This window comes from Alteromonas sp. W364 (genome assembly GCF_031846205.1).
In the GTDB taxonomy this organism is placed as follows: Bacteria; Pseudomonadota; Gammaproteobacteria; order Enterobacterales; family Alteromonadaceae; genus Glaciecola; species Glaciecola blandensis.
The window spans coordinates 612,114-635,147 of sequence record NZ_JAVRID010000001.1 but is presented as its reverse complement, the minus strand read 5'-3'; the positions used below and the strand labels follow the sequence as shown (position 1 = coordinate 635,147).

Annotated in this window: 21 protein-coding genes; 14 read left to right on the top strand and 7 right to left on the bottom strand. The window is 42.3% G+C overall.

The window, feature by feature from the left end:
* Nucleotides 1-46 precede the first annotated feature (46 nt).
* The 6 genes from RM556_RS02755 to gmhB all read left to right on the top strand — a co-directional run bounded on the left by RM556_RS02755 (nt 47) and on the right by gmhB (nt 6,504).
* Nucleotides 47-1,537, top strand: a complete 1,491-nt coding sequence (locus tag RM556_RS02755) for a CoA-acylating methylmalonate-semialdehyde dehydrogenase (protein ID WP_311360452.1) — start codon at nt 47-49, stop codon at nt 1,535-1,537.
* A gap of 32 nt (nt 1,538-1,569) precedes the next feature.
* Nucleotides 1,570-2,724, top strand: a complete 1,155-nt coding sequence (locus RM556_RS02750; RefSeq protein ID WP_311373771.1) for an acyl-CoA dehydrogenase family protein — start codon at nt 1,570-1,572, stop codon at nt 2,722-2,724.
* 8 nt (nt 2,725-2,732) lie between these two features.
* Nucleotides 2,733-3,965 carry an enoyl-CoA hydratase/isomerase family protein gene (locus RM556_RS02745; RefSeq protein WP_311373770.1) on the top strand — a complete coding sequence of 411 codons (1,233 nt, stop codon included), beginning with the start codon at nt 2,733-2,735 and terminating at the stop codon, nt 3,963-3,965.
* 38 nt (nt 3,966-4,003) lie between these two features.
* Nucleotides 4,004-4,897 (top strand): 3-hydroxyisobutyrate dehydrogenase, encoded by an 894-nt coding sequence (gene mmsB / locus RM556_RS02740; protein WP_311360449.1) that lies wholly within the window; start codon nt 4,004-4,006, stop codon nt 4,895-4,897.
* Between the two features lie 103 nt (nt 4,898-5,000).
* Complete coding sequence (locus RM556_RS02735; protein WP_311360448.1) at nt 5,001-5,933, top strand: putative RNA methyltransferase; 933 nt, start codon at nt 5,001-5,003, stop codon at nt 5,931-5,933.
* A complete protein-coding gene (gene gmhB, locus RM556_RS02730; RefSeq protein ID WP_311360447.1) occupies nt 5,926-6,504 on the top strand; it encodes a D-glycero-beta-D-manno-heptose 1,7-bisphosphate 7-phosphatase in 579 nt (192 codons plus the stop codon). The genes RM556_RS02735 and gmhB overlap by 8 nt, the downstream gene beginning before the upstream one ends.
* Here gmhB and RM556_RS02725 read toward each other — a convergent pair.
* Nucleotides 6,482-8,017: a DUF3413 domain-containing protein gene (locus RM556_RS02725; RefSeq protein WP_311360446.1), complete on the bottom strand. Its 1,536-nt coding sequence runs from the start codon at nt 8,015-8,017 to the stop codon at nt 6,482-6,484. The two genes, gmhB and RM556_RS02725, sit on opposite strands and share 23 nt — an antisense overlap.
* Nucleotides 8,018-8,024: 7 nt before the next feature.
* Nucleotides 8,025-8,243: a DUF1414 domain-containing protein gene (locus tag RM556_RS02720; RefSeq protein ID WP_311360445.1), complete on the bottom strand. Its 219-nt coding sequence runs from the start codon at nt 8,241-8,243 to the stop codon at nt 8,025-8,027.
* Nucleotides 8,244-8,419: 176 nt separating this feature from the next.
* Between RM556_RS02720 and yejK the strand changes: the two genes are divergently transcribed.
* The 3 genes from yejK to RM556_RS02705 are packed head-to-tail and all read left to right on the top strand — an operon-like array spanning nt 8,420 to nt 11,173.
* Nucleotides 8,420-9,439: a nucleoid-associated protein YejK gene (gene yejK, locus RM556_RS02715; protein ID WP_311360444.1), complete on the top strand. Its 1,020-nt coding sequence runs from the start codon at nt 8,420-8,422 to the stop codon at nt 9,437-9,439.
* Nucleotides 9,440-9,447: 8 nt separating this feature from the next.
* Nucleotides 9,448-10,338, top strand: a complete 891-nt coding sequence (locus tag RM556_RS02710; protein ID WP_311360443.1) for a 6-carboxytetrahydropterin synthase — start codon at nt 9,448-9,450, stop codon at nt 10,336-10,338.
* Nucleotides 10,331-11,173, top strand: coding sequence for a M23 family metallopeptidase (locus tag RM556_RS02705; RefSeq protein ID WP_311360442.1), 843 nt, complete (start codon nt 10,331-10,333; stop codon nt 11,171-11,173). Before RM556_RS02710 ends, RM556_RS02705 begins: the two co-directional genes overlap by 8 nt.
* A 17-nt stretch (nt 11,174-11,190) precedes the next feature.
* Here the strand turns inward: RM556_RS02705 and RM556_RS02700 are convergent, their stop codons facing one another.
* On the bottom strand, nt 11,191-13,017 hold the full coding sequence (locus RM556_RS02700) for a PDZ domain-containing protein (RefSeq protein WP_311373769.1): 1,827 nt from the start codon (nt 13,015-13,017) through the stop codon (nt 11,191-11,193).
* A 215-nt stretch (nt 13,018-13,232) separates the two neighbouring features.
* On the opposite strand from RM556_RS02700, the gene RM556_RS02695 reads away from it, so the two are divergent.
* A complete protein-coding gene (locus RM556_RS02695) occupies nt 13,233-13,694 on the top strand; it encodes an Mpo1-like protein (RefSeq protein WP_311360440.1) in 462 nt (153 codons plus the stop codon).
* A 74-nt stretch (nt 13,695-13,768) separates the two neighbouring features.
* On the opposite strand, the gene RM556_RS02690 is transcribed toward RM556_RS02695, so the two are convergent.
* Nucleotides 13,769-14,764, bottom strand: coding sequence for an ATP-dependent 6-phosphofructokinase (locus RM556_RS02690; RefSeq protein WP_311360439.1), 996 nt, complete (start codon nt 14,762-14,764; stop codon nt 13,769-13,771).
* 72 nt (nt 14,765-14,836) lie between these two features.
* Here RM556_RS02690 and RM556_RS02685 point away from each other — a divergent pair, with 72 nt between their 5' ends.
* Complete coding sequence (locus RM556_RS02685) at nt 14,837-15,682, top strand: DUF6279 family lipoprotein (protein WP_311360438.1); 846 nt, start codon at nt 14,837-14,839, stop codon at nt 15,680-15,682.
* 3 nt (nt 15,683-15,685) lie between these two features.
* Here the strand turns inward: RM556_RS02685 and RM556_RS02680 are convergent, their stop codons facing one another.
* Genes RM556_RS02680 through RM556_RS02670 form a run of 3 tightly spaced genes read right to left on the bottom strand, consistent with a single transcriptional unit; the run spans nt 15,686 to nt 20,887 of the window.
* Nucleotides 15,686-16,891: a response regulator gene (locus tag RM556_RS02680; protein WP_311373768.1), complete on the bottom strand. Its 1,206-nt coding sequence runs from the start codon at nt 16,889-16,891 to the stop codon at nt 15,686-15,688.
* Between the two features lie 12 nt (nt 16,892-16,903).
* Nucleotides 16,904-19,228: an ATP-binding protein gene (locus RM556_RS02675; RefSeq protein WP_311373767.1), complete on the bottom strand. Its 2,325-nt coding sequence runs from the start codon at nt 19,226-19,228 to the stop codon at nt 16,904-16,906.
* A gap of 9 nt (nt 19,229-19,237) precedes the next feature.
* Entirely contained in the window at nt 19,238-20,887 is a 1,650-nt protein-coding gene (locus tag RM556_RS02670) for a response regulator (RefSeq protein ID WP_311360435.1), read from the bottom strand.
* A 160-nt stretch (nt 20,888-21,047) separates the two neighbouring features.
* On the opposite strand from RM556_RS02670, the gene RM556_RS02665 reads away from it, so the two are divergent.
* The 3 genes from RM556_RS02665 to RM556_RS02655 all read left to right on the top strand — a co-directional run bounded on the left by RM556_RS02665 (nt 21,048) and on the right by RM556_RS02655 (nt 22,987).
* Nucleotides 21,048-21,551, top strand: coding sequence for a hypothetical protein (locus tag RM556_RS02665; protein ID WP_311373766.1), 504 nt, complete (start codon nt 21,048-21,050; stop codon nt 21,549-21,551).
* A 105-nt stretch (nt 21,552-21,656) separates the two neighbouring features.
* Nucleotides 21,657-22,652 (top strand): rhodanese-related sulfurtransferase, encoded by a 996-nt coding sequence (locus RM556_RS02660; RefSeq protein ID WP_311373765.1) that lies wholly within the window; start codon nt 21,657-21,659, stop codon nt 22,650-22,652.
* A gap of 86 nt (nt 22,653-22,738) precedes the next feature.
* Nucleotides 22,739-22,987, top strand: a complete 249-nt coding sequence (locus RM556_RS02655) for an EF-hand domain-containing protein (protein ID WP_311360432.1) — start codon at nt 22,739-22,741, stop codon at nt 22,985-22,987.
* The last annotated feature ends 47 nt before the right edge of the window (nt 22,988-23,034 follow it).

The following is a 23,034-nucleotide window of genomic DNA, read 5'->3' as shown; positions in this document are numbered from 1 at the left end:
ATTTACCATTCAATATTATATCGGATGAATCATTTAAAGGTTTAGCATGAACAAAATAGCACAATTAATTAACGGTGAATTTACACCGTCTGCGGCAACTCAATTCATTGAAGTGACCAACCCAGCTAATAACGAAGTGATCGCGCTTGCACCTTGTGCAACAACAAGCGAACTTGAAGATGCTATTAAGAGCGCTGAAACAGCGTTTAAAACTTGGAAAAAAGTACCGGTTCCCGAACGCGCCAGAGTAATGATGCGCTACCAACATCTATTAAAAGAAAACCATGACGAAATAGCGACGATTTTGTCGGAAGAAACAGGTAAAACATTTGCTGATGCAAAAGGCGATGTGTGGCGTGGTATCGAAGTGGTTGAGCAAGCAGCCAATGTTTGTTCAATGATGATGGGTGAGACAGTTGAAAATGTTGCGACCAACATTGATACGTACAGCATGATTCAACCCCTAGGTGTTTGCTTAGGTATCACGCCATTCAATTTCCCTGCCATGATCCCTTTGTGGATGTTTCCAATGGCAATTGCGTGTGGTAACACCTTTATCCTGAAGCCATCTGAACAAGATCCAAAAACGCCAATGAAGTTAGCTGAATTGTTTTTGCAAGCAGGTGCACCGAAAGGCTTATTGAACGTGATTCATGGTGGAAAGGACCAGGTGAACTATTTACTGAATCATGATGCGATTAAAGCCGTGTCATTCGTAGGTAGTGTGCCAGTGGGTCAACATATTTATAAAACAGCAACAGACAACATGAAGCGTGCACAATGTTTCGCGGGTGCTAAAAATCACTCTGTGATTATGCCGGATGCAAACAAAGAGTTTGTATTGAATAACCTTGTTGGTGCAAGTGTCGGTGCTGCTGGCCAGCGTTGTATGGCAATTTCTGTAGCCGTTTTCGTTGGCGATAGCGCAGAATGGATCCCTGAATTAGCTCAGCGTATTGGTGAAGTGAAGCCGGGTTTATGGGACGACAAAGATGCAGGTTTTGGCCCGTTGATAAGCCCACAAGCAAAAGCAAAAGTGTTGAAATTGATTGCAGAAGGCAAAGAACAAGGCGCTACATGCCTAGTTGATGGCAGTGAGTTTACCCTTGAAGGCTACGAAAAAGGTAACTGGGTTGGTCCAACTGTGTTTAGCGATGTAAAAGCAGAGATGAGTATCTACCAAGAAGAAATCTTTGGACCCGTATTGTGCTGTATGGTTGTCGACTCATTAGAAGACGCAATTAAACTAGTTAATGCTAATCCTTACGGCAACGGTACATCGATATTCACTGCTAGTGGCGCAGCTGCTCGTAAGTATCAAAGCGATATAGAAGTAGGGCAAGTTGGTATTAACGTGCCTATTCCAGTGCCGCTTCCTTTCTTCTCTTTCACAGGTTGGAAAAACTCATTCTATGGCGATCTTCATGCTTACGGAAAGCAAGCTGTGCGCTTCTACACTGAGACTAAAACCATTACTGCTCGTTGGTTAGATGACGATATTCCTTCTGGCCCTAATATGACGATTGAACTTAAGTAATCGCATTTGGAAGATGATAAGGAGACTGACGTATGAATTTTGAAATGACCGAAGATCAAAAGGCCTTCGCTGAAACAGCAAAACAGTTTGCAGACCAAGAATTAGCGCCAAATGCAGCGAAATGGGATGCTGACCATTACTTTCCGATCGAAGCGATTCAGAAAGCGGGTGAATTAGGCTTTTGTGGCCTCTACACCCCCGAGAGTGAAGGCGGTTTAGGCCTTTCTCGCCTAGATTCATCCATCATATTTGAGCAGCTTTCAATGGGATGTACCACAACAACCGCGATGCTGACGATACACAACATGGCCACTTGGATGATAGCAACGTGGGGCACCACGGAAGTGAAAAGTGAGTGGATGGAGAGTCTGGTAGCGGGTGAAAAAATAGCAAGTTACTGCCTAACAGAGCCTGGCTCGGGTTCTGATGCTGCTTCGCTTCGCACCAGTGCAAAAAAGAATGACAAAGGCTACTTATTGAATGGCTCTAAAGTCTTTATTTCTGGTGCTGGAGCAACTCAAGTACTGGTGGTAATGGCAAGAACCGGTGAAGCCGGACCGGGCGGTGTATCGGCTTTTGTTGTCCCAGCCGATGCCGAAGGTATTGAGTATGGTAAAGCGGAAGAGAAAATGGGTTGGAATGCCCAACCAACTCGCATGATTACGTTTGATAACGTGCAAGTAGACAACACTGCTTTATTAGGTAATGAAGGTGAAGGTTTCAAATTTGCTATGCAAGGATTGGATGGAGGCCGTGTAAATATTGCAACTTGTTCAATTGGCACGGCACAACAAGCATTGAATACAGCTCAGGCGTATATGCAAGAGCGCTCTCAGTTCGGAAAGCCTTTAGCGAGCTTTCAAGCACTTCAATTCAAACTAGCTGATATGGCCACTGAATTAGTAGCGGCGCGCCAAATGGTTCGGTTGGCCGCTAACAAGGTTGACAATAACCACGTTGACAAAAGCACGTATTGCGCCATGGCGAAACGTTTCGCGACAGATGTCGGCTTTGAGGTTTGTAATCAGGCGCTCCAAATACACGGCGGCTACGGCTACATCAAAGAATATCCACTAGAGCGTCATGTTAGAGATGTGCGAGTGCACCAAATCCTCGAAGGTACGAATGAAATCATGCGGGTTATCATTGGTCGCCGTTTGGTATCGTCAGACACTGAAATATTGTAGGGACTATTATGTTAGAGAAAGATTGGCTCTCAGGTGCCAAACTTGCACCAAATAGTCATATTGATGCTCCCGTAACAGCGCATTTGTTGCCTAGGGAGCAAGGCAATACATATCTTGGGGTATTACGTCTTAATAAGCCAAAAGCACTTAATGCACTGGATTTGGAAATGGTACAAGTGCTCACCGGCTTCCTAAGTGAATGGCAAAAAGATGTATCGGTATCTGCTGTTTTGCTATTAGGTGAGGGCGAGAAGGCATTCTGCGCTGGCGGCGATGTCGTATCAATGCATCGCGCCATGCAGAAACAACGAGAACAAGAAAACCTTGCGCCTAATGACACTTTGGATAAGGCGCCTGGCTTTATACAAGACTTTTTTACCCAAGAGTATCAGCTAGATTACTTTATAAGCCAATATCCCAAGCCAATAGTTTGTTGGGGTACAGGTATTGTCATGGGGGGAGGATTGGGTTTATTTGCTGCTGCGAAGCACGCCATCGTTACCGAAACCTCACATATCGCCATGCCCGAGATCACCATAGGATTGTTCCCTGATGTTGGTGGGAGTTATTTTCTAAATAAAATGCCAACAGGGATGGGCCTGTTCCTAGGTTTAACGGGCGCTAGCATCAATGCTAAGGATGCGTTGTTTCTTGGCCTTGCTAAGCATGTCTTGCACTCAAGTGTGCTACCACAGCTTGTCGAACACCTGCTCAGAAGTCCTCAATTAGCTGATCAAGATGTGTCTGCGATATTGGATGATTTACAGGTGAGCCCTGAATCCCAAAGTCCGGAATTAGAAGGCTTAAGCGGTAAATTGCCGCCATTTAAAGATGCTTTCGCGTCATTTGCAGATGTGAATGGTGTGCAGGATATAGAACAAGCACTCAAAGAGATTGCGAGTCAGCATGAAGACAATGTTTGGTTGCAAAAAGCACTGAAAGGCCTGCAACGTGGTAGTCCAATTACGGCCCATCTTGTGGTTGAACAACTACGCAGAGGTAGAGATTTGAGTTTAGCGGCTTGCTTTCAGCAAGAAATAAATATTGCAGTGTCATGTAGCATGCACGGTGAGTTTCAAGAGGGCGTGCGAGCCTTGCTGATTGACAAAGACCGTCAGGCTAAGTGGCGTTACACAGAGTGGGGCGATGTGCCTGCAAGCTTTATTGCTTCGCACTTTACGTATTTTGACGTGAGTGAAAACCCGCTACTACACATTGACTCAGTGCTTACGGCCAACTAGGCGTTTGTGGTGATAATTGAATAAAAAAGGCTAGAACGATGAATAATAATACAAAAATTGCGTTTTTTGGTTTAGGTAACATGGGCGCTTCGATGGCTAAAAACTTAGTATCGGCTGGTTTTCAAGTCAGCGTTTATGATCTTGTCGAAGCGCAGGTAAAAAGTCTGGTTGATGTTGGCGCAATAGGGGCAGACACGCCAGCTCAAGCTTGCGAGGGTGCTCAAATAGTTATCTCGATGCTGCCTGCAGGAAAGCACGTTGAATCACTGTATTTCGGTCCACAAGGGCTTGTAGAAAATATACAAGCCAATGCACTGTTTATCGACTGCAGTACCATTGAATCAAATGCGGCAATTTCTATTGGCCGAAAGTTAAATGATAGCGGTCATCGCTTTGTTGACGCGCCTGTGTCTGGTGGCGTTGCCGGGGCTGCTGCTGGCACGCTGACATTTATAGTGGGTGGACATGAAGCTGATTTTCAACAGGCGAAACCAGTGCTGGAGAACATGGGGAAAAATATTTTCCATGCTGGCGCGGTTGGCGCCGGTCAAGTCGCTAAGATATGCAACAATATGCTGTTGGCGATTTTGATGGCGGGTACCTCTGAAGCTCTGCAAATGGCGATTGATAATGGTCTTGACCCTAAGGTGATGTCAGACATTATGCTGCAAAGTTCAGGTCGAAATTGGACGTTAGAGCTTTATAACCCTTGTCCAGGTGTAATGGAAACTGTGCCATCATCAAATAACTATCAAGGTGGCTTTATGGTTGATCTAATGAACAAAGATCTAGGCTTAGCTATGAATACCGCGAGTCAGCATAATTCTGTGACGCCAATGGGAGCGCTTGCCAAGTCATTGTTTCAACTACATGGTAATGCTGGCAATGGAAAGCTCGATTTCTCCAGTATTTTCAAATCGTTTAAACATTAGGGGGCGCTGCGCTCAGTTACCTTAGAGCTAAAATCGGTCTACTCAAAAATAAGGGTATGTTATCATGCCCTTAAGTTCAGCTAACTATGAATAGAGGCGCAACATGTGGCAATGCCCACTGTGCAAAGACCCGTTTTTAGATATCGACTCGGCAAGTGCCAAGTTAGAAAATAAAACCTTACAGTGTGGTAACAAACATAGTTTTGATCGCGCCAAACAAGGCTATTTCAACCTACTTCCAGTGCAACATAAAAACTCCAAAACCCCCGGTGATGACGAAGGTATGGTGCAAGCCAGAAGGCGATTTTTCGAATCGGCTCCCTATATGCCACTCGTTGAAAGTATCGCAGCGTGCATAAACACGTATCTGAGAGAGTCACATTCAGAAAACGCTGCACTGGGAGATGAAGAGTCAAAAAAATCACCCCTAAAGGTTCCGCGTAACTCGCGTGCATGTGCTGGTAGCCCAATAAAAATATACGATTCCGGCTGTGGGGAAGGTTTTTATTTAAATGCGCTCTCAGCTATTCTACCGGACAATTATCAGTTCGCAGGACATGACATTTCTAAAGCTGCCATTATCGCGGCAGCTAAAAAGAACAAAGATAAGCAATTGGTTGTCGCCTCTACTATCAATATTCCACTGCAAGATAATGCTGTTGATGTGGTATATCAAATATTTGCACCAAGTTGTTCTGACGAGTACCGAAGAATACTTCATCATCACGGATTACTCATTGTCGTTGAACCTGCAAGTGAACATCTGTTTGAGATTAAACAAAAGGTTTATGATAAACCTGAAAAACATAAGGTAGCGGAAGCAGGCATTGCCGGATTTTCTTTATTGGAAGAAAAAATAATCACTTTCCCTGTGAATTTAGATACTGCCGAAATACGCTTAGCTCTGTTGCAGATGACTCCGTTTTATTGGCGAGCGTCCGACGAAAGCAAGGCACAGATCGAAAATGAACTACACTCAGTGACGGCCAGCTTTGTGCTGAGGGTTTACCAAAACTCAAAGGGGACTCATGCATAAAGCCTTGTTTTTAGACCGCGATGGCGTGATTAACGTCAATCATGGATATGTGCACCAGCGCGAAGACTTCGATTTTATTGATGGCATCTTTGAATTGGTGCAACGTGCTAACGCTGCTGATATGAAAGTGATTGTGGTGACTAACCAAAGTGGTATTGCCCGTGGCATGTATACTGAAGAAGCCTTTGAAAACTTAAGCCAATGGATGAGCAATCAGTTTTTAGAACATCGGTCACACATTGATGCCATTTTCCATTGTCCTCACCATCCTAACGGAAGTGTTGAGACCTACCGGTTAGCCTGTGATTGTCGTAAGCCTAAAGCTGGCATGCTTTTGCGTGCAGCTAAAGAGTTAAATATTGACTTGGCAAACAGCATCATGGTCGGTGATAAAAACATTGATATGCAGGCGGCATGCGCAGCAGGTTTGACTAAGGCGTACTGGTTTACACCTGAGGCCAGAGACAATGCAGCCATAAGCCTTATTGAAGAAGAGGCAGTGAAGCTTGCAACAGGCCACACTGCCATCGAGAGAATAGAAAGCTTATTTAGCGTTTTGAGAACTCAGTAATGTGTTTGATTGAACGACTTAACAAATTAGTGTCAATCTCGGTCAATACTTTTTCATTTGTCATGTAGTCTCTAATCTCAAAGCTACCATCTTTACTCACCTCAGTAATCAGACCGTCGTGCACCACAACTAAATGTCTGCCTTGCGTGCTCACCGCCCATGTTCTGATGGGAGATTGCAATGCCTGACCAATCGAATAATTGCTAGGCGTTGCATTGCAACCAAGCTGTTGCAGTATGGTTGGTGCAATATCTTCTGTCGTCGACATGGTCGCTTTGAGAGGAATATTTGAGTACAACTGATGATGCGCTTGTGTATCGTTCTGGGTGACCAGAATGACGCTGGCAGAGCGAGTTAATAGATCTAAGTCGATGCCCTCTAGCGAATCTATAGTGATATTGGCAAAGAACAAGCCACTGTTCGAGCTTTTTAATTTCGCAGAAAAGTCTTCCCATGTTGCAGAGTAATAAGGCTTGTTCAGATTATCTTGATCTGCACTGCTAACATGGTCATGCATAGTGACCTCTAAGTTAAATGCCTTTGCTAGAGCGAGTAAGACGGGTTGAGAATCAGACACGCTAGCAAGTAATGCTTCTGGCAAACCATAAACCACTGATTGCAAGTACTGTTCTTCGAGTGTATTGCTTACAAAGTGGAAACCATAGGGTGTTAGTGTCTCTGGAAGTTCAGTAGGTGTGTTGTCTTGTACACTGATAAATACCAGTTTTTGTTGTGAATCTACTGAGCAATAAATAGGCTTAGGCGGATAGGTGAGGCTAAAGTCAGTATCGTTAAACTGGAGTGTTTGACGCTGGCGGTAGTCCTGTAAATCGAATACGCCAATACGTGACATCAGCGTTTTCGCCGTAGCAGGGTAAGAGAGCGGTAACATATTGTCTTGTTGTAATACGGGAGCATAAAGCTTTGCATCAGCCCAAACATGGATAGCATGACTTAGTACAAAGCACGCCACAAAGGCTGATGACACGTAGGCCCCGATCCGCACTTTCATAAAACGTTTAATTCGCTTGTGAATCGCATTCGCTAGCACTAATTGGAACATTAACCACACAACGACCAGTAGCAATAGGTAAAACCATTGTAGCCATGAAAATGCGCCCATCTGACCTTCTGTCTCACTGCGCAAAAGTTCAGCAGATCGAAAGCTAATGTGAAAACCGGTTTTGTTGTAAAGCAAAGCATCGAATGCAAGCAGAGCCAATCCCACTGCCGCAATGAATGAGCCTATGGCTTTTAGCACCCTCGGTTGCTTTAGTTGATAGCACAAAGGGAGCAGCAATAGAACAAAACCAAAAAAAGTAATAAAGCTGATATGCCCAAGCCACGTCAACACCATGTACAAAATGCTAAGTGGTGTGTTCGAAATAGGGGATGACAACAAATACACAGAAGAAATGACGATTGCCATTAATATATTTGCAAAGGCAAACCAATGTCCCCAAGCAACAAGTTCATTAATCTGTTTTCTTCTTGGTGTTTCATTAAAAATCATAGGACTACTAGTTTCCCTTCACTGCGCGCTTTAACACGTCGCAAAACTGATTAAGCATCGCTTCTCTGTTTCCTTCCGGCACCTGCTGCACAAAGATGTTTGATACCACATTACCCAGGACCATTAAGGACAAATCTCGATTAGCATTATTTTTTTCTAAACTATCGAATATGTCTTGCATTGCGGCTTCAAACTCTTGATTCGAGTAGCGAGATTGTTGAGGCATGAATCTGTCCTGTGATTTTTAGTGAAAAACTGGGTACAATTGGTTTAATAACGGCGGCGGATTATAAAGGCACGCCGAACATTCACCAACAATTGTCTGGCCAAATTCTTTTGAAAGCAATAAATTTGGCAATAAACAGCAGTTTAGCACATTTTTTAAGGTAGTCTTATTAGCATATGAGTGCACTCATTCACCAATTCGTAGTCCATCGCCTAAACTTATCTGACGATGGAAAACTTCATTTTATTCCGCGAAGCACCTGTTTCGACGTGAGTAAAGAAATCGAAGCCTTAGCACAGCAGCTTCATAATACTTTCAATAGTAAACCTGGAAAGGGTGTTGGCGGCTTCGCTGAAGAGAGCGAGTCTACTTTTTCCGCAGATCTTGGGCAAACTCTAAGCAGTGATCTCGATTTTCATGAGTTCAGCGTCAAAAGTGGCGAATTTTTATTACAAACATTGGCGAAGGAAGAGTTAGTTGAAACCGGCTTTCTGATATTCAGTCAATATGAATACTTAGCAACCAACTATCTTATGATTGCATTGATTGATACCAAACAGCATGTTGCAGTTAATCAAAATATGGATTTGGACTATAGCGATCACCTCGACTTCTCTAAAATGCAACTTGCAGTGCGCATTGATATTACCCAATGGCAAGTTACACCAGAACAATTTCGTTATGTGAGTTTCATTAAAGGGCGCATGGGTCGTAAAGTATCTGACTTCTTTATGAACTTCATGGGCTGCGAAGAGCAAGTTGACGTGAAGCAACAAAATAAGCAATTAATGCAAAACGTTGATGAATATTTATCTCAGGAACAATGCGACGCGTACGAAAAGAATCAACACAGAGGGAGCGTTGCCGCCTATTTTAAAGAGCAAATAGATAGCGGTGAAGATGTTAGCGTAGAAGATATTGCTAAATATCTCCCTCAAAATGAAGACGAAGGGCAGTCATTCACTGATTTTAACGCACAGCAAGAGGTTCCCTTAGAGCCTACTTTTCAACCTGACAGAGCCGTAATTAAAACCTTGGCGAAGTTCAGTGGTGCCGGCGGCGGCGTGACGCTTAATTTCGACCGCCAATTATTAGGGGAACGCGTGTTATACGATCCGAATACTGATACATTGACTATCCGCGGTATACCACCAAACTTGAAAGACCAACTACTTCGCGCAAATAAAGGAAACTAATCACAGTTATGAAACTTTTTGTCAATGATTTAACTGTGATGGACTTTTCTTATCTATGCCCAAAAAGAGGGATGGTTGGGGAAAGTTGGATTGTCGATATCGTGCTTGATGGTGGATTGAATGAAGAAAGCATGGTGCAAGATTTCGGTAAAGTGAAGAAAGAACTGAAGCACATAATCGACGAATATGTCGATCACAAGCTTGTTGTGCCTGCCGAGAATCAAGGCGTTGTTATCACCCATGATGCCTCTCATGAACGCGTTCAGGTCGATTTCACTTATCAGCACAAAACTGATTCAGAACAAAAATCGATGCACTTATATTGTCCACCTGAGGCCTATGCATTTGTTTATGCCGAAGAGGTCAATATGGACTCTGTGACTGAGTATTTAAAGGAAGTCATAAAAGTTCACTTACCTGAAAATGTGCACTCGGTGGCTATTTCCTTGCGTGAAGAAGTTATCTTAACGGACTTTTATCACTATACCCATGGTTTGAAAAAACACGATGGCAATTGCCAACGGATCGCACACGGTCATCGTTCAAAAGTCCTTATATTTGAAGATGGTGAGGAAAGCCAAAAATGGCAGTCATATTGGTCGGAGCGTTGGGCGGACATCTACGTTGGCACCGAAGAGGATCTTGTTGCCCCCAGTGATTTGAGCTTTTCACATTCGAATATTAATGAAGAACAATTTTATTGTTTTAAATATGAAGCTTCTCAAGGTGTGTTTGAACTTGCCATTGAAAAAAGTGCGAGCGAGATTATTCAAACAGATTCAACGGTAGAGTGCTTGGCGCAATATATGTTTGATGAACTTAAAACCAAAACTGACAAGCGTTTAGAGGTGAGAGCATTCGAGGGTGTTGGCAAAGGAGCGATTGTTGCCGATGACTAAGGTTCTTTTCCGCGCATTACTCATGTGTGCGTTGACCCATTCTTTATTGCCTGTCACCGCCATAGCGGAGCAGTTAACACTAAATGGTGAGTTGACTCAAGGTACCTTGTTGCGTGGAAACGTTCCCGAAAACAGCAAAGTATGGTTGAACGGAAAGGAGATAAAGGTTTTACCGTCAGGTGACTTTGTCATTGGTTTTGGGCGTGACGCTAAACTAAGTCATACCTTACAATGGCAAGCGCCTGAAAAAAGTGAAAAAAATGCGCATCAGATTTCACTTACTCAGCGAGAATACAACATTCAGCGTATTGAAGGTGTTGCTTCTAAATATGTGTCACCGCCGCAGTCAGTGACAGATAGAATCAGAGAAGATAATCGACAGATTGGTGCTGCCAGAAGAACGTTTAGCAATTTAACGAGCTTCCTTGAAACGTTTATATTGCCTGCTGAAGGTCCAATTTCTGGTGTGTATGGCAGTCAGCGTGTTTTTAACGGTGAGCCCAAACGACCACATTATGGTTTGGATATCGCAGGTCCAGTGGGCACCGCTATTGTGGCGCCAGCGTCTGGACGAGTTAGCCTTGCGCATGATGATATGTATTACTCTGGTGGTACGCTGATTGTTGATCACGGGATGGGAGTGTCTTCTACGTTTATCCACCTTTCTAAAATAACAGTGAAAGAAGGGGAGTTCGTAGAACAAGGCCAAAAAATTGGTGAAATGGGTGCGACAGGAAGAGTAACAGGTCCCCATTTAGACTGGCGTATTAATTGGTTCTCAGAACGTTTAGATCCTGCTTTAGTTTTGCCGGAAGCTTCAAGTCAATCAGACTGAAGCTTCTAGCGAACACCTTATTGAATCCAACGCTCAAATTTTGAGGCATCCTCAATACTGAAGTAAACCGTGTCAAGAATAGCTGCCTCAAGGCGCATACTAGAGTGTATTAATCGGCCTTGTCGCAAATAGGTCAATGTGACCATACTGTTTTCTGCTGCTGTATTTATATCCGACGCGTAACTATCTAAGATAGACTGCAAGGTCGTGCTGCTCACTTGCCACTTATCGATAGCTATCAATATATCTCCAATTTGTAATCCGGCTCTACTGGCTGGAGAACCATCTTGCACTGATTGTAAAATGACTCCGCTGTCCTTGTCCTGATAGCTTGCGCCAAAACCACTCAAGGCGACTTTGTCGGCAGGTGTGCCACCAAGGTCCTTCAGGCCGCTGCGGCTGCGATAATGCAGTTTTAAACCGATAGAAGACAGCATTTGCGAATATGGCAAATCAATAGTGCTGTAAATAGCAATATCTAAGAAGGCGGAAATATCAATATCGAAATGCGCTTTGCAGATATCGTGTATAACGTGATCGTGGGTGCCGATATTTTTGGAACCATAGTCTCGCCAAAGTATTTGCATCACGTTATCTAAACAGTACTTTCCGGCGGATAAATCACGTAAGGTGATATCTAGTAACAGTGCAACGATAGCGCCTTTATTGTAATAACTGACGATATGGTTGTGTGATCCAGCGTCTTGCTTATAAAATTTGGTCCACGCATTAAAACTAGATTCAGTCACTGTTTGTGAATGACGCCCCTGTGTTCTAATTAGCCGAGTTAAGTTCTCGGCTAATATCTGCGCATAGCGCTCATGTGTAATCAGTTTGCTGCGAGCCAGACTCAAATCGTCATAAAGGCTAGTGAAGCCTTCATAAATCCATAACTGCTCCATATAAGCTTCTTGGCTTAAGTCAGGGCTAATCATCACTTCTGGTTTATTTCGTTTAACGTGCCAAGTGTGGAAAAGCTCATGACTGCATAAACTAAGAAAGCGTTGATAATCTGCACTGCGCCAATCATCATCGCTCGTATCCTTGAAGTCTTGTTTCATAGGTAAGTGGAAGCGGGGATACATCAGTGCGGTTGATGCACGGTGTTCTAAGCCACCAAAACCGTCTTCTGTAAGAAGTGTAATAAACCAGTATTCTTCTTCCGGAAAACCATCAAACATAGTCATGTGGTGTTCACATAAAGGTCTTAGATCGCGACATATTTTTTTAATATCAGTTTGCGTGCTACCAGACAGTACTAAGTGAAACTTCGTTTCACCTACTTCGAATGTGTGTTGCTCAAATTGACCAAGTAGCACAGGATGATCGATAAGTTCCTGATAGTCCTCACAGAGGTATTCATAAACAGTCTCTTCATCATTTTTATGTTCAGCAACACTGGTAAAAGAACAAGCGATACGCCAGTTTTGGTCAACTTGATTATTGGTGATAGATAATGAGATTGGTCTGTTGCTCATTTCTTTTACTTCTAAGAAAGTACTCGTACCATTAAAGAATGCATATTCGTCGAATAAATAAGCGCCACGAACAGACAAGTCAAAAGCGTACACTAAATAGTCTACTTGAACCGCTTTCCCTTCATTGATGACTTCCCAAGATTGTTTATCTGTTTGCACAATACTCAGTTCAGCACCGTTTTCATCTTTCGCTGAAATTTGGTGAATATTTCGTGCAAAGTCACGGATCATGTAACTTCCTGGGATCCATGCTGGTAAGCTGAAATGCAATGATTGAGATTCACTACTTGGTACATTTATTGAGACAGAAAACAAATGCTCGCTCAATGATGAAGGACTGATCTTATAAACTAACTGCGCGGTCATACGGTATACCTAAGGTTAATCGGGATGGTATTGAATTTATGTTCTAGAAGACTAGCATGTAGACTCAATGAAAGCATCGCTTGAGCAAGATAGATTCACAATGTAAACTCGTTGTTAATAATGAACGTAAGCCGATAAAATAATAAGTATAAGTTCGTGACTTTGCAGCTAGGTCTGTAAAAGTCTGGCAAAAGTAATACAACTTGAGGTGTAACATGCGCGAAGTAGAACGACTCATCAATCATTATGGTGAAAGTCATACGAATAAAACGAATATCTTGATCCACGCCATTGCGGTACCGTCCATTTATTTTGTGACGATTGGCCTTATCTGGTCTATTCCAGTGCCCGAGTTCATGAGTGCAATGAATATCACCTTTGCCCACATACTGGCTATCCCAACTCTGTATTACTATTTTAAGCTCTCTGGGCCCATTGGCGCAGCCATGACCTTGCTCACGCTTGCCGCATTTGGCGTAATCAAAGTCTTGGTCATGTTTGATATTTCAGTATGGATGTTCAGCCTCGCACTCTTTGTCGTGATGTGGGTCTTACAGTTTATTGGGCATAATATTGAAGGCAAAAAACCTTCATTTTTCGAAGATTTACGCTACTTGTTAGTGGGGCCGGCGTGGTGGTGGGTGCATTGGCTGAAACGCATGAACATCAGCTATTAATCACAAAGCATTGTGGCATGGCGCATGATTGCGCCTTTGCCTAAGTATCAAGATCAGGTGCTTGTACCTACTGGTTATCCCAAACGCGTAATGCGATCTAGTATCTCCACCGAATAACGATTCAGGTTTTTAGTCGTTGTTCTGGTCTGCTCTAGTGGCACTAGTACTGGTTTAGTATGTGTTTCGCCTACCATGACACCTCGTGCTCCATTTAATAAGCTTTCTACAGCGAAAGCGCCGAGTCTTGTTGCTAACATCCTATCTTTACTGACCGGCGAACCCCCACGTTGAACATGTCCAAGAGTAAGGACTCGAAGATCAAAACCAGTCTCAGAGGCTAAAGAATCGGCTAGCACTTGTAATCCTCCAGGCCACAGATTTTCAGTTATGATGATAATATGGCTCGGATTCGTTTTGTTTTTCCGACGCACTTCGAGTTTATCAAGGATTTTAACCAACTCTTCTGCTGCTGAGGTAAACAACTCTGGGACTAAAACATGATCGGAGCCAGAACTGATAGCAGAATCTAAGGCAATAAAACCGGCTTCTCTTCCCATCACTTCTACTAAGAATATACGTTCAAATGCTTCTGCGGTATCTCTTACTTTGTCGATCGATTCGACTGCGGTTTGGATTGCGGTATGAAAACCGATCGTAAAATCGGTGCCGGATATATCATTGTCAATGGTACCGGGTATCCCTACCACAGGCTTATCCCAAACAGTTTGTAGATGCTCTAAACCCATGAATGAGCCATTACCACCGATAACAATGAGTGCGTCGACATTTAACTCGTCAAGGTTTTTTGCGGCAAGTTCAGCGCCTTCCTTGGTTTTAAATTTATCACAGCGCGCACTGTACAATATGGTGCCACCTCGCTGAATGAGGTTGTAAACATCTGCGCGCTCCAGAGTCCGCCAGTCTTGGCGTAGCAGGCCATTATACCCATGTGTATAACCAATGACTTCAATACCTTCGTGTTCACAGGCCAAACAAATTGCTCTGATACAAGCATTCATGCCTGGCGCATCGCCACCTGAGGTAAGTACTGCAATTTTATTTACGGGCATTGGAAACCTTTATTGTAATTGTTGTCGTATAACTTGTAGCATAACAAAACTTTCACAATGGAGAAGATGAGAGTGAAAAAATTCCTAATAATCGGTTTTGTCATTCTGATATCGGGCTGTTCGACCAAGTTTGCCTACAACAACCTAGATTGGTTAGCTTATTGGTATATAGATGATTATATTGAGTTAACGAGCGAGCAAGAAGAAGCCGTTGATATAAAACTTCAGCAATGGTTGAGTTGGCATAAAAGTGAAGAGTTGCCCAAGTATTTAGCTCATTTATCTGAGCTTTCTGAAGATATTCGTAGTCAAAGTATCAGTATGGCTAGGATGGACTATCATCAGGACAAAGCCGCCGAACACTGGCTCCGTTTAAAAACACGCATTGTACCCGACCTCGTCACATTAGCACCGCTTCTGAATGAACAACAAATCGAGGATATGTTTGCAGAAATAGACAAGCAAAATGAGGAAGAAGCAGAGGAGCGTGCTGAACGACAAGAAAAAAGTGAAGCTAAGCGCAAAAAAGACGGCTTAAAGCGTAATAAAAAGAACCTTAAAAAATGGCTGGGTGCGTTAACTCCAGAACAGGATCGTCTAATCGAGAATATGTATGGTCAATATCATCGTAACGGGGCTTTGTGGCAAGCTTACCGGGAACGTTATCAAGCAGAGCTGAAGGGGCTTTTCCAAGAACAGGATCGAGGCGTAAATTTCCAGCAGCGTTTACAAGAGTTATTACTGTATCCTGAAGTTTTTCGTGGTGAAGAATTGAATAGAAGAAACCTAGAGAATGGAAATAAATACAAAGAATTTTTATTAGCAGTCGACACCCTTGTTACTGAAAAACAGCGTAAACACCTCATTGCTGAAATTGCAGATTTTAGTGATGACGTACAAGACTTACTCGGAGACTAGTGCTTAGTCTGTTGTCTTGCCAGAGAGCTTAAACCTGGCGAACAACTTATCGATGCTGGCGCTTTTTAAGGGTTTTACTAAATAGCCCGTGGCGCCAGTTTTTATCGCTTCATCTACCATCGATTTACTTTTATTCCCACTGAGCATTATGAACGGTGTCTGTTTGTTGGGCCCATCTCCGCCAATAGTGCTCTCAACAACATGAACACCTGAGCTATCAGGCAGGTTGATATCCATCAGAATCAAGCTGTATTGTTTTTCATTGATTTTTCGCAGTGCACTGTTCCCATTGCTAGCAGTATCTAAAGCAACCGACCGTTTCGCAAATAAGGTTTTGCTAAGCTGTAAGCTAAGCACATCATCTTCGACAAGTAATATGCCGGGTTCCGTCTCACTTAATTCGAGTATGCCAGTATGGTTGTTTTCAATACCTTCATTGTCTAACTGTATTGGTGGTTCAAAGCTTGAGTTTGCTAAACCAGTCTCGTTTTGCAGTAATTCGAAAGCATAATGCAGCAGTTCGGTTGTTTTTTGTTTGATACTTTGACTCACATCGACGGGGAGTAAGTAGGGCGGCGCGACCAAAGTTTGGAGCAAATCATCAAAATTTAACTGAGGTATGCGTTGTTGCTGAATTTGTTTAATAGCATCTTCTAAATACAGCTCGGTTGTCTGACTGATACTTTGTAGCTTACTGTTCTTTTTATGTTTTTCAGCTAAACCTTCAGTGATGAGTGCTATCAGTTCATCCGAATAATGAGTAGAGGCATCAAGAAATCCTGCCAAACTATAATTTGCTACCTTGGTTTGCTTTAGCTCGTGTAGTTGTTTTTGTAAGACCTGAACTGTCCGGTTTTTTTCATAAATTGGACGGCAAACAAGGTAATCATCTATAACGTGGTCTTGGTACGCCTGAAACGCTTCATGTTCATATTTACGAGGGATGGCAGTGACGACTTTGTGTTCGCAATGAGCGTTTTTCTTGATAACCGATAAACATTTATAATATGAAGCTAAACAAATGCCCAAGGTATTACCAATGAAAACAAACAGTTTTGATTTTGGTTCAAGCATTAATTTGCAAACTTGCTTTAGGTCTTGAGTGGTTTCTACCGCTTTAAAATAATCGTTTACGAGGTCAATCAAAGCCTGGTCTTGCTGACTATTACCTCCAACAATAATGACATTTGCAATAGTAGTAGATGGCATTAAATCGACACCTTATTCATAATTTAGTCTTAGCGCATCACGCAATGTGGTTATTTGTGTTTGTACCGCTGGCCATATAGTGTGCACAGAGTGCTCTTTTTGTGCACTTGCACCTTCGTTGCATGCATTTTCTAATTCTACACAGACTCGGCTCAAACCTTGTGCCCCAATAATTAAAGAGCTGCTCTTCAGAGAGTGGGCCAAGCCGCCGACCTTTTTCCAGTCAGCTTGGCTGATTGCGGCGCTCAAGGAATCGGTCGCTGTGGCAAAGTTGATTAAATACTGGGCCATAAAATCTTTCAATTCTTGTTCGGAAACGCTTCCCAAAATATCTTTAAGAACATCAATTTGGTAAATTATATCGTCACGGGATTGGGAAGCAGGCACCTTCGTTTCGTGAATATCTCGCAAAAGAAACTGGGCAGTTTCAAATAATGAAGAAAGACTTGAGAGTGTTAAGGGCTTCATTACAACTTCGTTAGCACCTGCAGCTAGGCAATCATCAAAACACGATTGTGTTTTATCCGCAGTCACAATGAACATTTGACAAGCGTGTCTGTGTTGAAGCTGTTCAATAGCACGTAAACGTCTGATCAATTGTGCACCATTTAGTTGAGGCATTTGAAAATCACTCAGCACTACATCGTAATTCTGTTCCTTAAACCGTGTGATTGCCTCATCTGGTGACAGCACGAAATCGGCGCTCACATTTAGCCTTTGTAGTTGACGCTCAAAAACAAACATATTGTCTTTATTATCTTCCACAACGAGTGCAGTCATATCATCGAAGAAAAAGGTGTCAGGGTCCTGAGCTACGCCATGCTGTTGCTTGTTGCTAGACGTATTGCTCGACGCTTTTGAAAACGCTTGAGTTTGCTCGCTGGACAAAAAATCTAGTAACTCGCCCAAACGCAGGGGCATTGACGATAAGGAATATATATCGCTCTTTGGTCTAGTATCAGAGCTAGCATTTCCTATTTGACTGACCCGTTTGCGTGAGTCATGTGATAATTGTTCTAACCAATCTTGATAATTTGCGCTGTTGCTTGGAGAAACACAGATGAATTCATTATCATTTAAAGGTTCAGGTAATTCTGCGCAAAAACGGGTTTGGAAACGAAAAAACGGACGATAGAGATTGAGGCATTTAAATAGGCTAGGGTCATTGCAGAGAATTAATTTGTCTTGAAGGTTTGGTAATGCGGGGCTTTCTGCAATGCTACTTTCTATACATGGAAAGCTAAATGTAAATTTGGTGCCTTTATTGAGCACACTGTCGACTTTAAGGCTTCCATTCATCAACCAAGAGATCTTTTGGCAAATACTTAAGCCTAAACCAGTACCACCAAACTTTCTGTGAATGTCAGTGGATGCCTGCTCAAAGCCCGCAAATATATATTTTTGCTGTTCCTCGGAAATCCCTATACCGTTGTCTTGTACGCAGCATTCAATTCGTTTTTCATGCTGATGGTAGCGTATAAACAGTGACAGTTTTGGGTGCGATGCATTTGTAAACTTTAGACCATTACTAATCAGGTTATTCAAGACCTGTCTTAGCCTAATATCGTCAACCTCAATTTCTGTGGGAAGTCGAGGGTCAACAAATAGCGTGAGTTGCGTATGTTGTTTTAGCGCGCTAGCACTAAAGCTTTCAATAATATTTTCACAGAGGGTTCTTATATTGCAAGAAGTGGGGGAAAGGGTGACTTTATTCGCCTCAATCTTTGTAAAATCAAGAACGTTATTGATTAATCCTAGTAAATTATCAGCGTTCTTTTGAATACGCTGTATATACTCGTTATTGCCGATGTAGTCATCTAAAGAACATAAATCTAACATGCTGATGATTGCATTCAGCGGCGTTTTAACTTCATGGCTCATTGCTGCCATGAAGGCACTTTTAGCCTGACTCAATTTTTCAGCTTCGTCACAAGCAGTTTCGAACTGTTTGTGGAGGGCTGATATAGCACTTTCGTCAGAAAAAATACCCACTCTAGAACCGTCAGCTAAACCTTGATCAGTGTACTTCACATGGCGACCATCTTGTTTTTGAAAGTCAACACTGATGGCAGTTGAACTGCTTATTTTGTTACAGATGAAACGTTGGAGGGCCGGTCTACTTCTCGTTTCGGAGTCGTGAATTCTTTCAACAATATAACAAACAAGAAATTTGATGTTTTGATTCATCAGCTCATGCTTTTCGCGACCAGGAAAGAATGAGATAAATTTATCGTTGATAAATGAAACGAAGCCTTGAGGACTGATGATCACCACAGCATCGGTAATATGATCCATTGCATGGACAAATTGTTGTGCTGGAATGTCGTTTTTTTTCATTCGAGTTCACTATTTGGTCATGACTTTTTCAGCATCATCTTTCATATTGTCAAATTTGTGTTGATGAACATTTCTCAATGGCATGTTATTGATATATCGATAGTGCTCTCTGCACTCATGCTGCAGACTTGCGTCACCCATTGATTCACCTTCTAAGCGCTTAATAACGCTTTGCAATAAGTTTAGTGTCACTCCAATGTTAGCAGGAGATATCTCTTTCGCTTGTTTAAATGCATCATAGGCGGCAATGAATCGGCCATTACTGTAGTGCTCGATACCTTGCTTGTTGAATTTTATATAAATACTCTGCTGTTCTTTCACTTGTTTGAACGCATTGTCGATAGAAAATCGAATGTTGTCGTCTAAGTCATGACCTTGCTCGGCTAGCGCTTTACTGACCTTTGCTGCTTCTTCAAAGTCACCTAAGTCCAACATGATTTTTAAACTGTCGGCGGCAAGGCCAACAGGAAATTCGGAAAACTGTTGTTCAATCTTTATCTGAGACTCTTCTAAGGCCACTTTACTTTCAGTTTGTTTGCCTTCTAAATGTGACAATCGGGAGTTAATTAACTTCTCAAAGATATCGAAGTCGAAGCCTTCTTCCATTTTTACAGCATTTTCATCAAGTTTAATTTTTTTCAAAACCATAGCTGCATCGGTCATTAAGCGGTGAGAGGTTTTTTTATTGTCTGCGTGTTCAGCAGCATCTAGGATACTTCTAATGTAAGTACACATGTGATTGACACTGCGGTGCACCGAGCGTTGAGATAATTCAAAAATCGACTGTGAAGAGTGCATTGCTGTTTCAAAGTCATCATTGACTCGAGCAATCTTACACACCATATAATGGCGCTGAATAGATAGTGGAGATAAGGCAATCGCATCTTTGATATATTTTAACGCTTCGTCCGGCATATCATTTTCAAGATAGGCTTCTGATAGAATGTCATACGATTCGACGTCATTACGCGATGAATCAATGGCTTTCTTCGAGAGTTCTATGGCTGCTTGGTAATTTTTCTTGAGTAACTGTGTTTTTGCCATAGCACTTAACGCCCATTGCGTTGAGCGCTCGTCCAACACTTTCTGAAGGAGTTCTTCGGCTTTATCGTATTCTTCGGTTTTCCAGAATAGTTGCACTAAAATTTGGGTGCAGTGGGCAGTATATTTTGTACCAACCTCTAAAAAGTGTTGGCAGGTGTCAATGCTGAGTGCGTATTTTTCGTGTTCAATTTGGCTGTACAGCGCTGATAAAGCTAAGCGTTTGTTTTTTGCGCGCGTAATTCGGGCGTTCAGTTGTGCCTGTGAAAAAGGCTTAACAAGGTAGTCGTCTGGTTGTTTCTCAAGAGAGCCAAGCACCATCGAGCGAGCACTGTCTCCGCTGATCATCATAAATACAGCTGAAGGTTTTATTAGATGGAGTTTTCTAATTTCTTCTAGGAACTCAAAGCCATTTTTTCTATTTGGTCCCAAGTGAAGATCACAGACGACGATGTCATAAGATACTTTTTTACATGATTTCAATGCAGATTCGGCTGATAACTCGGTATCAATTTTCTTTGCACCAAGACTGGTTAACAAACCTTTTAGCAAGTTCAGAAATGGACGTCTATCTTCTACCACTAAGCATCGTTTGTCAGCGTAATCCAGCTTGTCCATAAGAGAGTTAAGACCTTATCTGATGAGAAAGAAATAGTGATGTGGAAATAGCTTTGGAAACATCACGGATGTTAATTAATTATCGTTTCCTTACTTAATTACTTGAGTAAATCCTACCTACAGACGATAACAAATTATACCCGTTTGCACTATCGAACTGATGAATAAACTTGACCCTATAGAATTTAGCCAAGCACAACGCTTAAACCAAAGCACACGTGCGCTCAATACAGACAAAAGCTTATTTTATCTGTACTTGTCGATGGTTGATCTCGACTTGAGTCAACAAACTAGGTTTGTAGATAATGATTCAACGGATGAAATCATATTCGCTGATATAGAAACACATCATTATCGAAGAGCTAATATTAACCAACAAACATCCGATTTTGCTCATCAACCCGAGTATAGCGCACTGGTCAGTGCTCAAGATAACGCTGGTTTATTATTAATGAAATCCATGCATCCTCAAGGCTTAGCTGAATTCAGAACGCCTACTCATATCGACCCGACCATTATTGAAAATACGTCGTACCATACACATCGCCGATATTTAGATGTAGCGGCAGAAACACAAAATAGCGACACTGACTTAGATCAGCAAACTCCACTCGATTCAACACTCTTGTACGACCTCATCCCAAAAGCTTCAGAACTTATATAAACGCCGCCGAGGTATCATTTCAAGCTTTAAAACTTAAGTGAATTTTGGTAAGGTGCGCGCGCAATTTTGCACTGGTTTTACGTTCCAATTAGCAAAAGGATAATTATGAACACTTACATCGTATGTGCGCTGTACAAATTTGTCAGCCTAGATAACTACGAAGCGATGAGAGAACCTCTCCGTCGTTTTATGGAAGAAAGAAGTATCAAAGGTACTTTATTGCTAGCCAGTGAAGGCATCAATGGTACTGTCTCAGCGTCTCGAGAGTCGATTGACGCACTGTTAGATTATCTCAACAGTGATGAACGCATTAATCCAATATCTCACAAAGAATCTTTGCATGAAGAGCAGCCGTTCTATCGCACAAAAGTAAAATTGAAAAAAGAGATTGTGACTATGGGGGTTGAAGGTATAGACCCTCTTAATACCGTGGGAACATATGTTAAACCGAGTGAGTGGAATGCCCTCATTTCAGACCCTGAAGTTACCCTAATTGATACTCGAAATGATTATGAAATTGATATCGGTACTTTCAAAAATGCTATCAATCCAAAGACTGGCACCTTTAGAGAGTTTCCCGATTATGTGGCGAAAGAACTCGACCCAAGCAAGCACAAAAAGGTCGCTATGTTTTGTACAGGTGGAATCCGATGTGAAAAATCCACTGCTTATTTAAAAGAGCAGGGCTTCGAAGAGGTTTATCACCTGGAAGGCGGTATTCTTCAATATTTAGAAGATGTGCCAAAAGACGAAACCATGTGGGAAGGAGATTGTTTCGTGTTTGACAATCGTGTAGCGGTAAATCACGATTTACAAAAAAGCGATTATGACCAATGCTACGGTTGCCGACTTCCGATTACAGAAGAAGACAAGCAAAGCGAGTTATATGAAGCCGGTGTTACTTGCCCTCGCTGTCATGGCACGCATACCCCCGATCAAATAGAACGATTTCGTGAGCGTGAGAAACAAGTGAGACTAGCCAAGGAGCGTAACGAAGAACACGTTGGCACTGAAGCAAGGCTTGTTATCTCGAAAAAGCGTGAAGAAAAAGCGCAACAACAAAGAGAGCGCAGTTTGTTGAAAAATAAACAAAATTCCTAATATTAATGCGGGATAAAGGATATTTACCCTAGACACCTGCGGGTACAAAGGAGTAAACTTTATCTCAAAGACGTGAAGGATCAATTATGAGCCAAGATAAAAAATTAACAGACGCACAAATTGCGGAAATTAGAAAAGATTTCGATTTTTTCGATAGAGACTTAAATGGGCAAATTGATTTACACGAGTTTATTGAATTGCTAACCGTATTGTCGCCCAAAACGAAGGCTGGCAACGTTCAAGAAGGCTTTGCAATGATCGATGAAAACGGTGACGGCTTTATTGATTTTGAAGAGTTTCTTGACTGGTGGAAAGATGGTTGGTGGGAATACTAGGTCCCAGCATCAAATGAATAGAAGAGAAAAGCCCTAGTCAGGGCTTT

Bases quoted from the DNA above. Each gene is read 5' to 3' on its own strand.
- RM556_RS02755 (WP_311360452.1), top strand. From the start codon at position 47: ATGAACAAAATAGCACAATTAATTAACGGTGAATTTACACCGTCTGCG.
- RM556_RS02750 (WP_311373771.1), top strand. From the start codon at position 1,570: ATGAATTTTGAAATGACCGAAGATCAAAAGGCCTTCGCTGAAACAGCA.
- RM556_RS02745 (WP_311373770.1), top strand. From the start codon at position 2,733: ATGTTAGAGAAAGATTGGCTCTCAGGTGCCAAACTTGCACCAAATAGT.
- mmsB (WP_311360449.1), top strand. From the start codon at position 4,004: ATGAATAATAATACAAAAATTGCGTTTTTTGGTTTAGGTAACATGGGC.
- RM556_RS02735 (WP_311360448.1), top strand. From the start codon at position 5,001: ATGTGGCAATGCCCACTGTGCAAAGACCCGTTTTTAGATATCGACTCG.
- gmhB (WP_311360447.1), top strand. From the start codon at position 5,926: ATGCATAAAGCCTTGTTTTTAGACCGCGATGGCGTGATTAACGTCAAT.
- RM556_RS02725 (WP_311360446.1), bottom strand. From the start codon at position 8,017: ATGATTTTTAATGAAACACCAAGAAGAAAACAGATTAATGAACTTGTT.
- RM556_RS02720 (WP_311360445.1), bottom strand. From the start codon at position 8,243: ATGCCTCAACAATCTCGCTACTCGAATCAAGAGTTTGAAGCCGCAATG.
- yejK (WP_311360444.1), top strand. From the start codon at position 8,420: ATGAGTGCACTCATTCACCAATTCGTAGTCCATCGCCTAAACTTATCT.
- RM556_RS02710 (WP_311360443.1), top strand. From the start codon at position 9,448: ATGAAACTTTTTGTCAATGATTTAACTGTGATGGACTTTTCTTATCTA.
- RM556_RS02705 (WP_311360442.1), top strand. From the start codon at position 10,331: ATGACTAAGGTTCTTTTCCGCGCATTACTCATGTGTGCGTTGACCCAT.
- RM556_RS02700 (WP_311373769.1), bottom strand. From the start codon at position 13,017: ATGACCGCGCAGTTAGTTTATAAGATCAGTCCTTCATCATTGAGCGAG.
- RM556_RS02695 (WP_311360440.1), top strand. From the start codon at position 13,233: ATGCGCGAAGTAGAACGACTCATCAATCATTATGGTGAAAGTCATACG.
- RM556_RS02690 (WP_311360439.1), bottom strand. From the start codon at position 14,764: ATGCCCGTAAATAAAATTGCAGTACTTACCTCAGGTGGCGATGCGCCA.
- RM556_RS02680 (WP_311373768.1), bottom strand. From the start codon at position 16,891: ATGCCATCTACTACTATTGCAAATGTCATTATTGTTGGAGGTAATAGT.
- RM556_RS02675 (WP_311373767.1), bottom strand. From the start codon at position 19,228: ATGAAAAAAAACGACATTCCAGCACAACAATTTGTCCATGCAATGGAT.
- RM556_RS02670 (WP_311360435.1), bottom strand. From the start codon at position 20,887: ATGGACAAGCTGGATTACGCTGACAAACGATGCTTAGTGGTAGAAGAT.
- RM556_RS02665 (WP_311373766.1), top strand. From the start codon at position 21,048: ATGAATAAACTTGACCCTATAGAATTTAGCCAAGCACAACGCTTAAAC.
- RM556_RS02660 (WP_311373765.1), top strand. From the start codon at position 21,657: ATGAACACTTACATCGTATGTGCGCTGTACAAATTTGTCAGCCTAGAT.
- RM556_RS02655 (WP_311360432.1), top strand. From the start codon at position 22,739: ATGAGCCAAGATAAAAAATTAACAGACGCACAAATTGCGGAAATTAGA.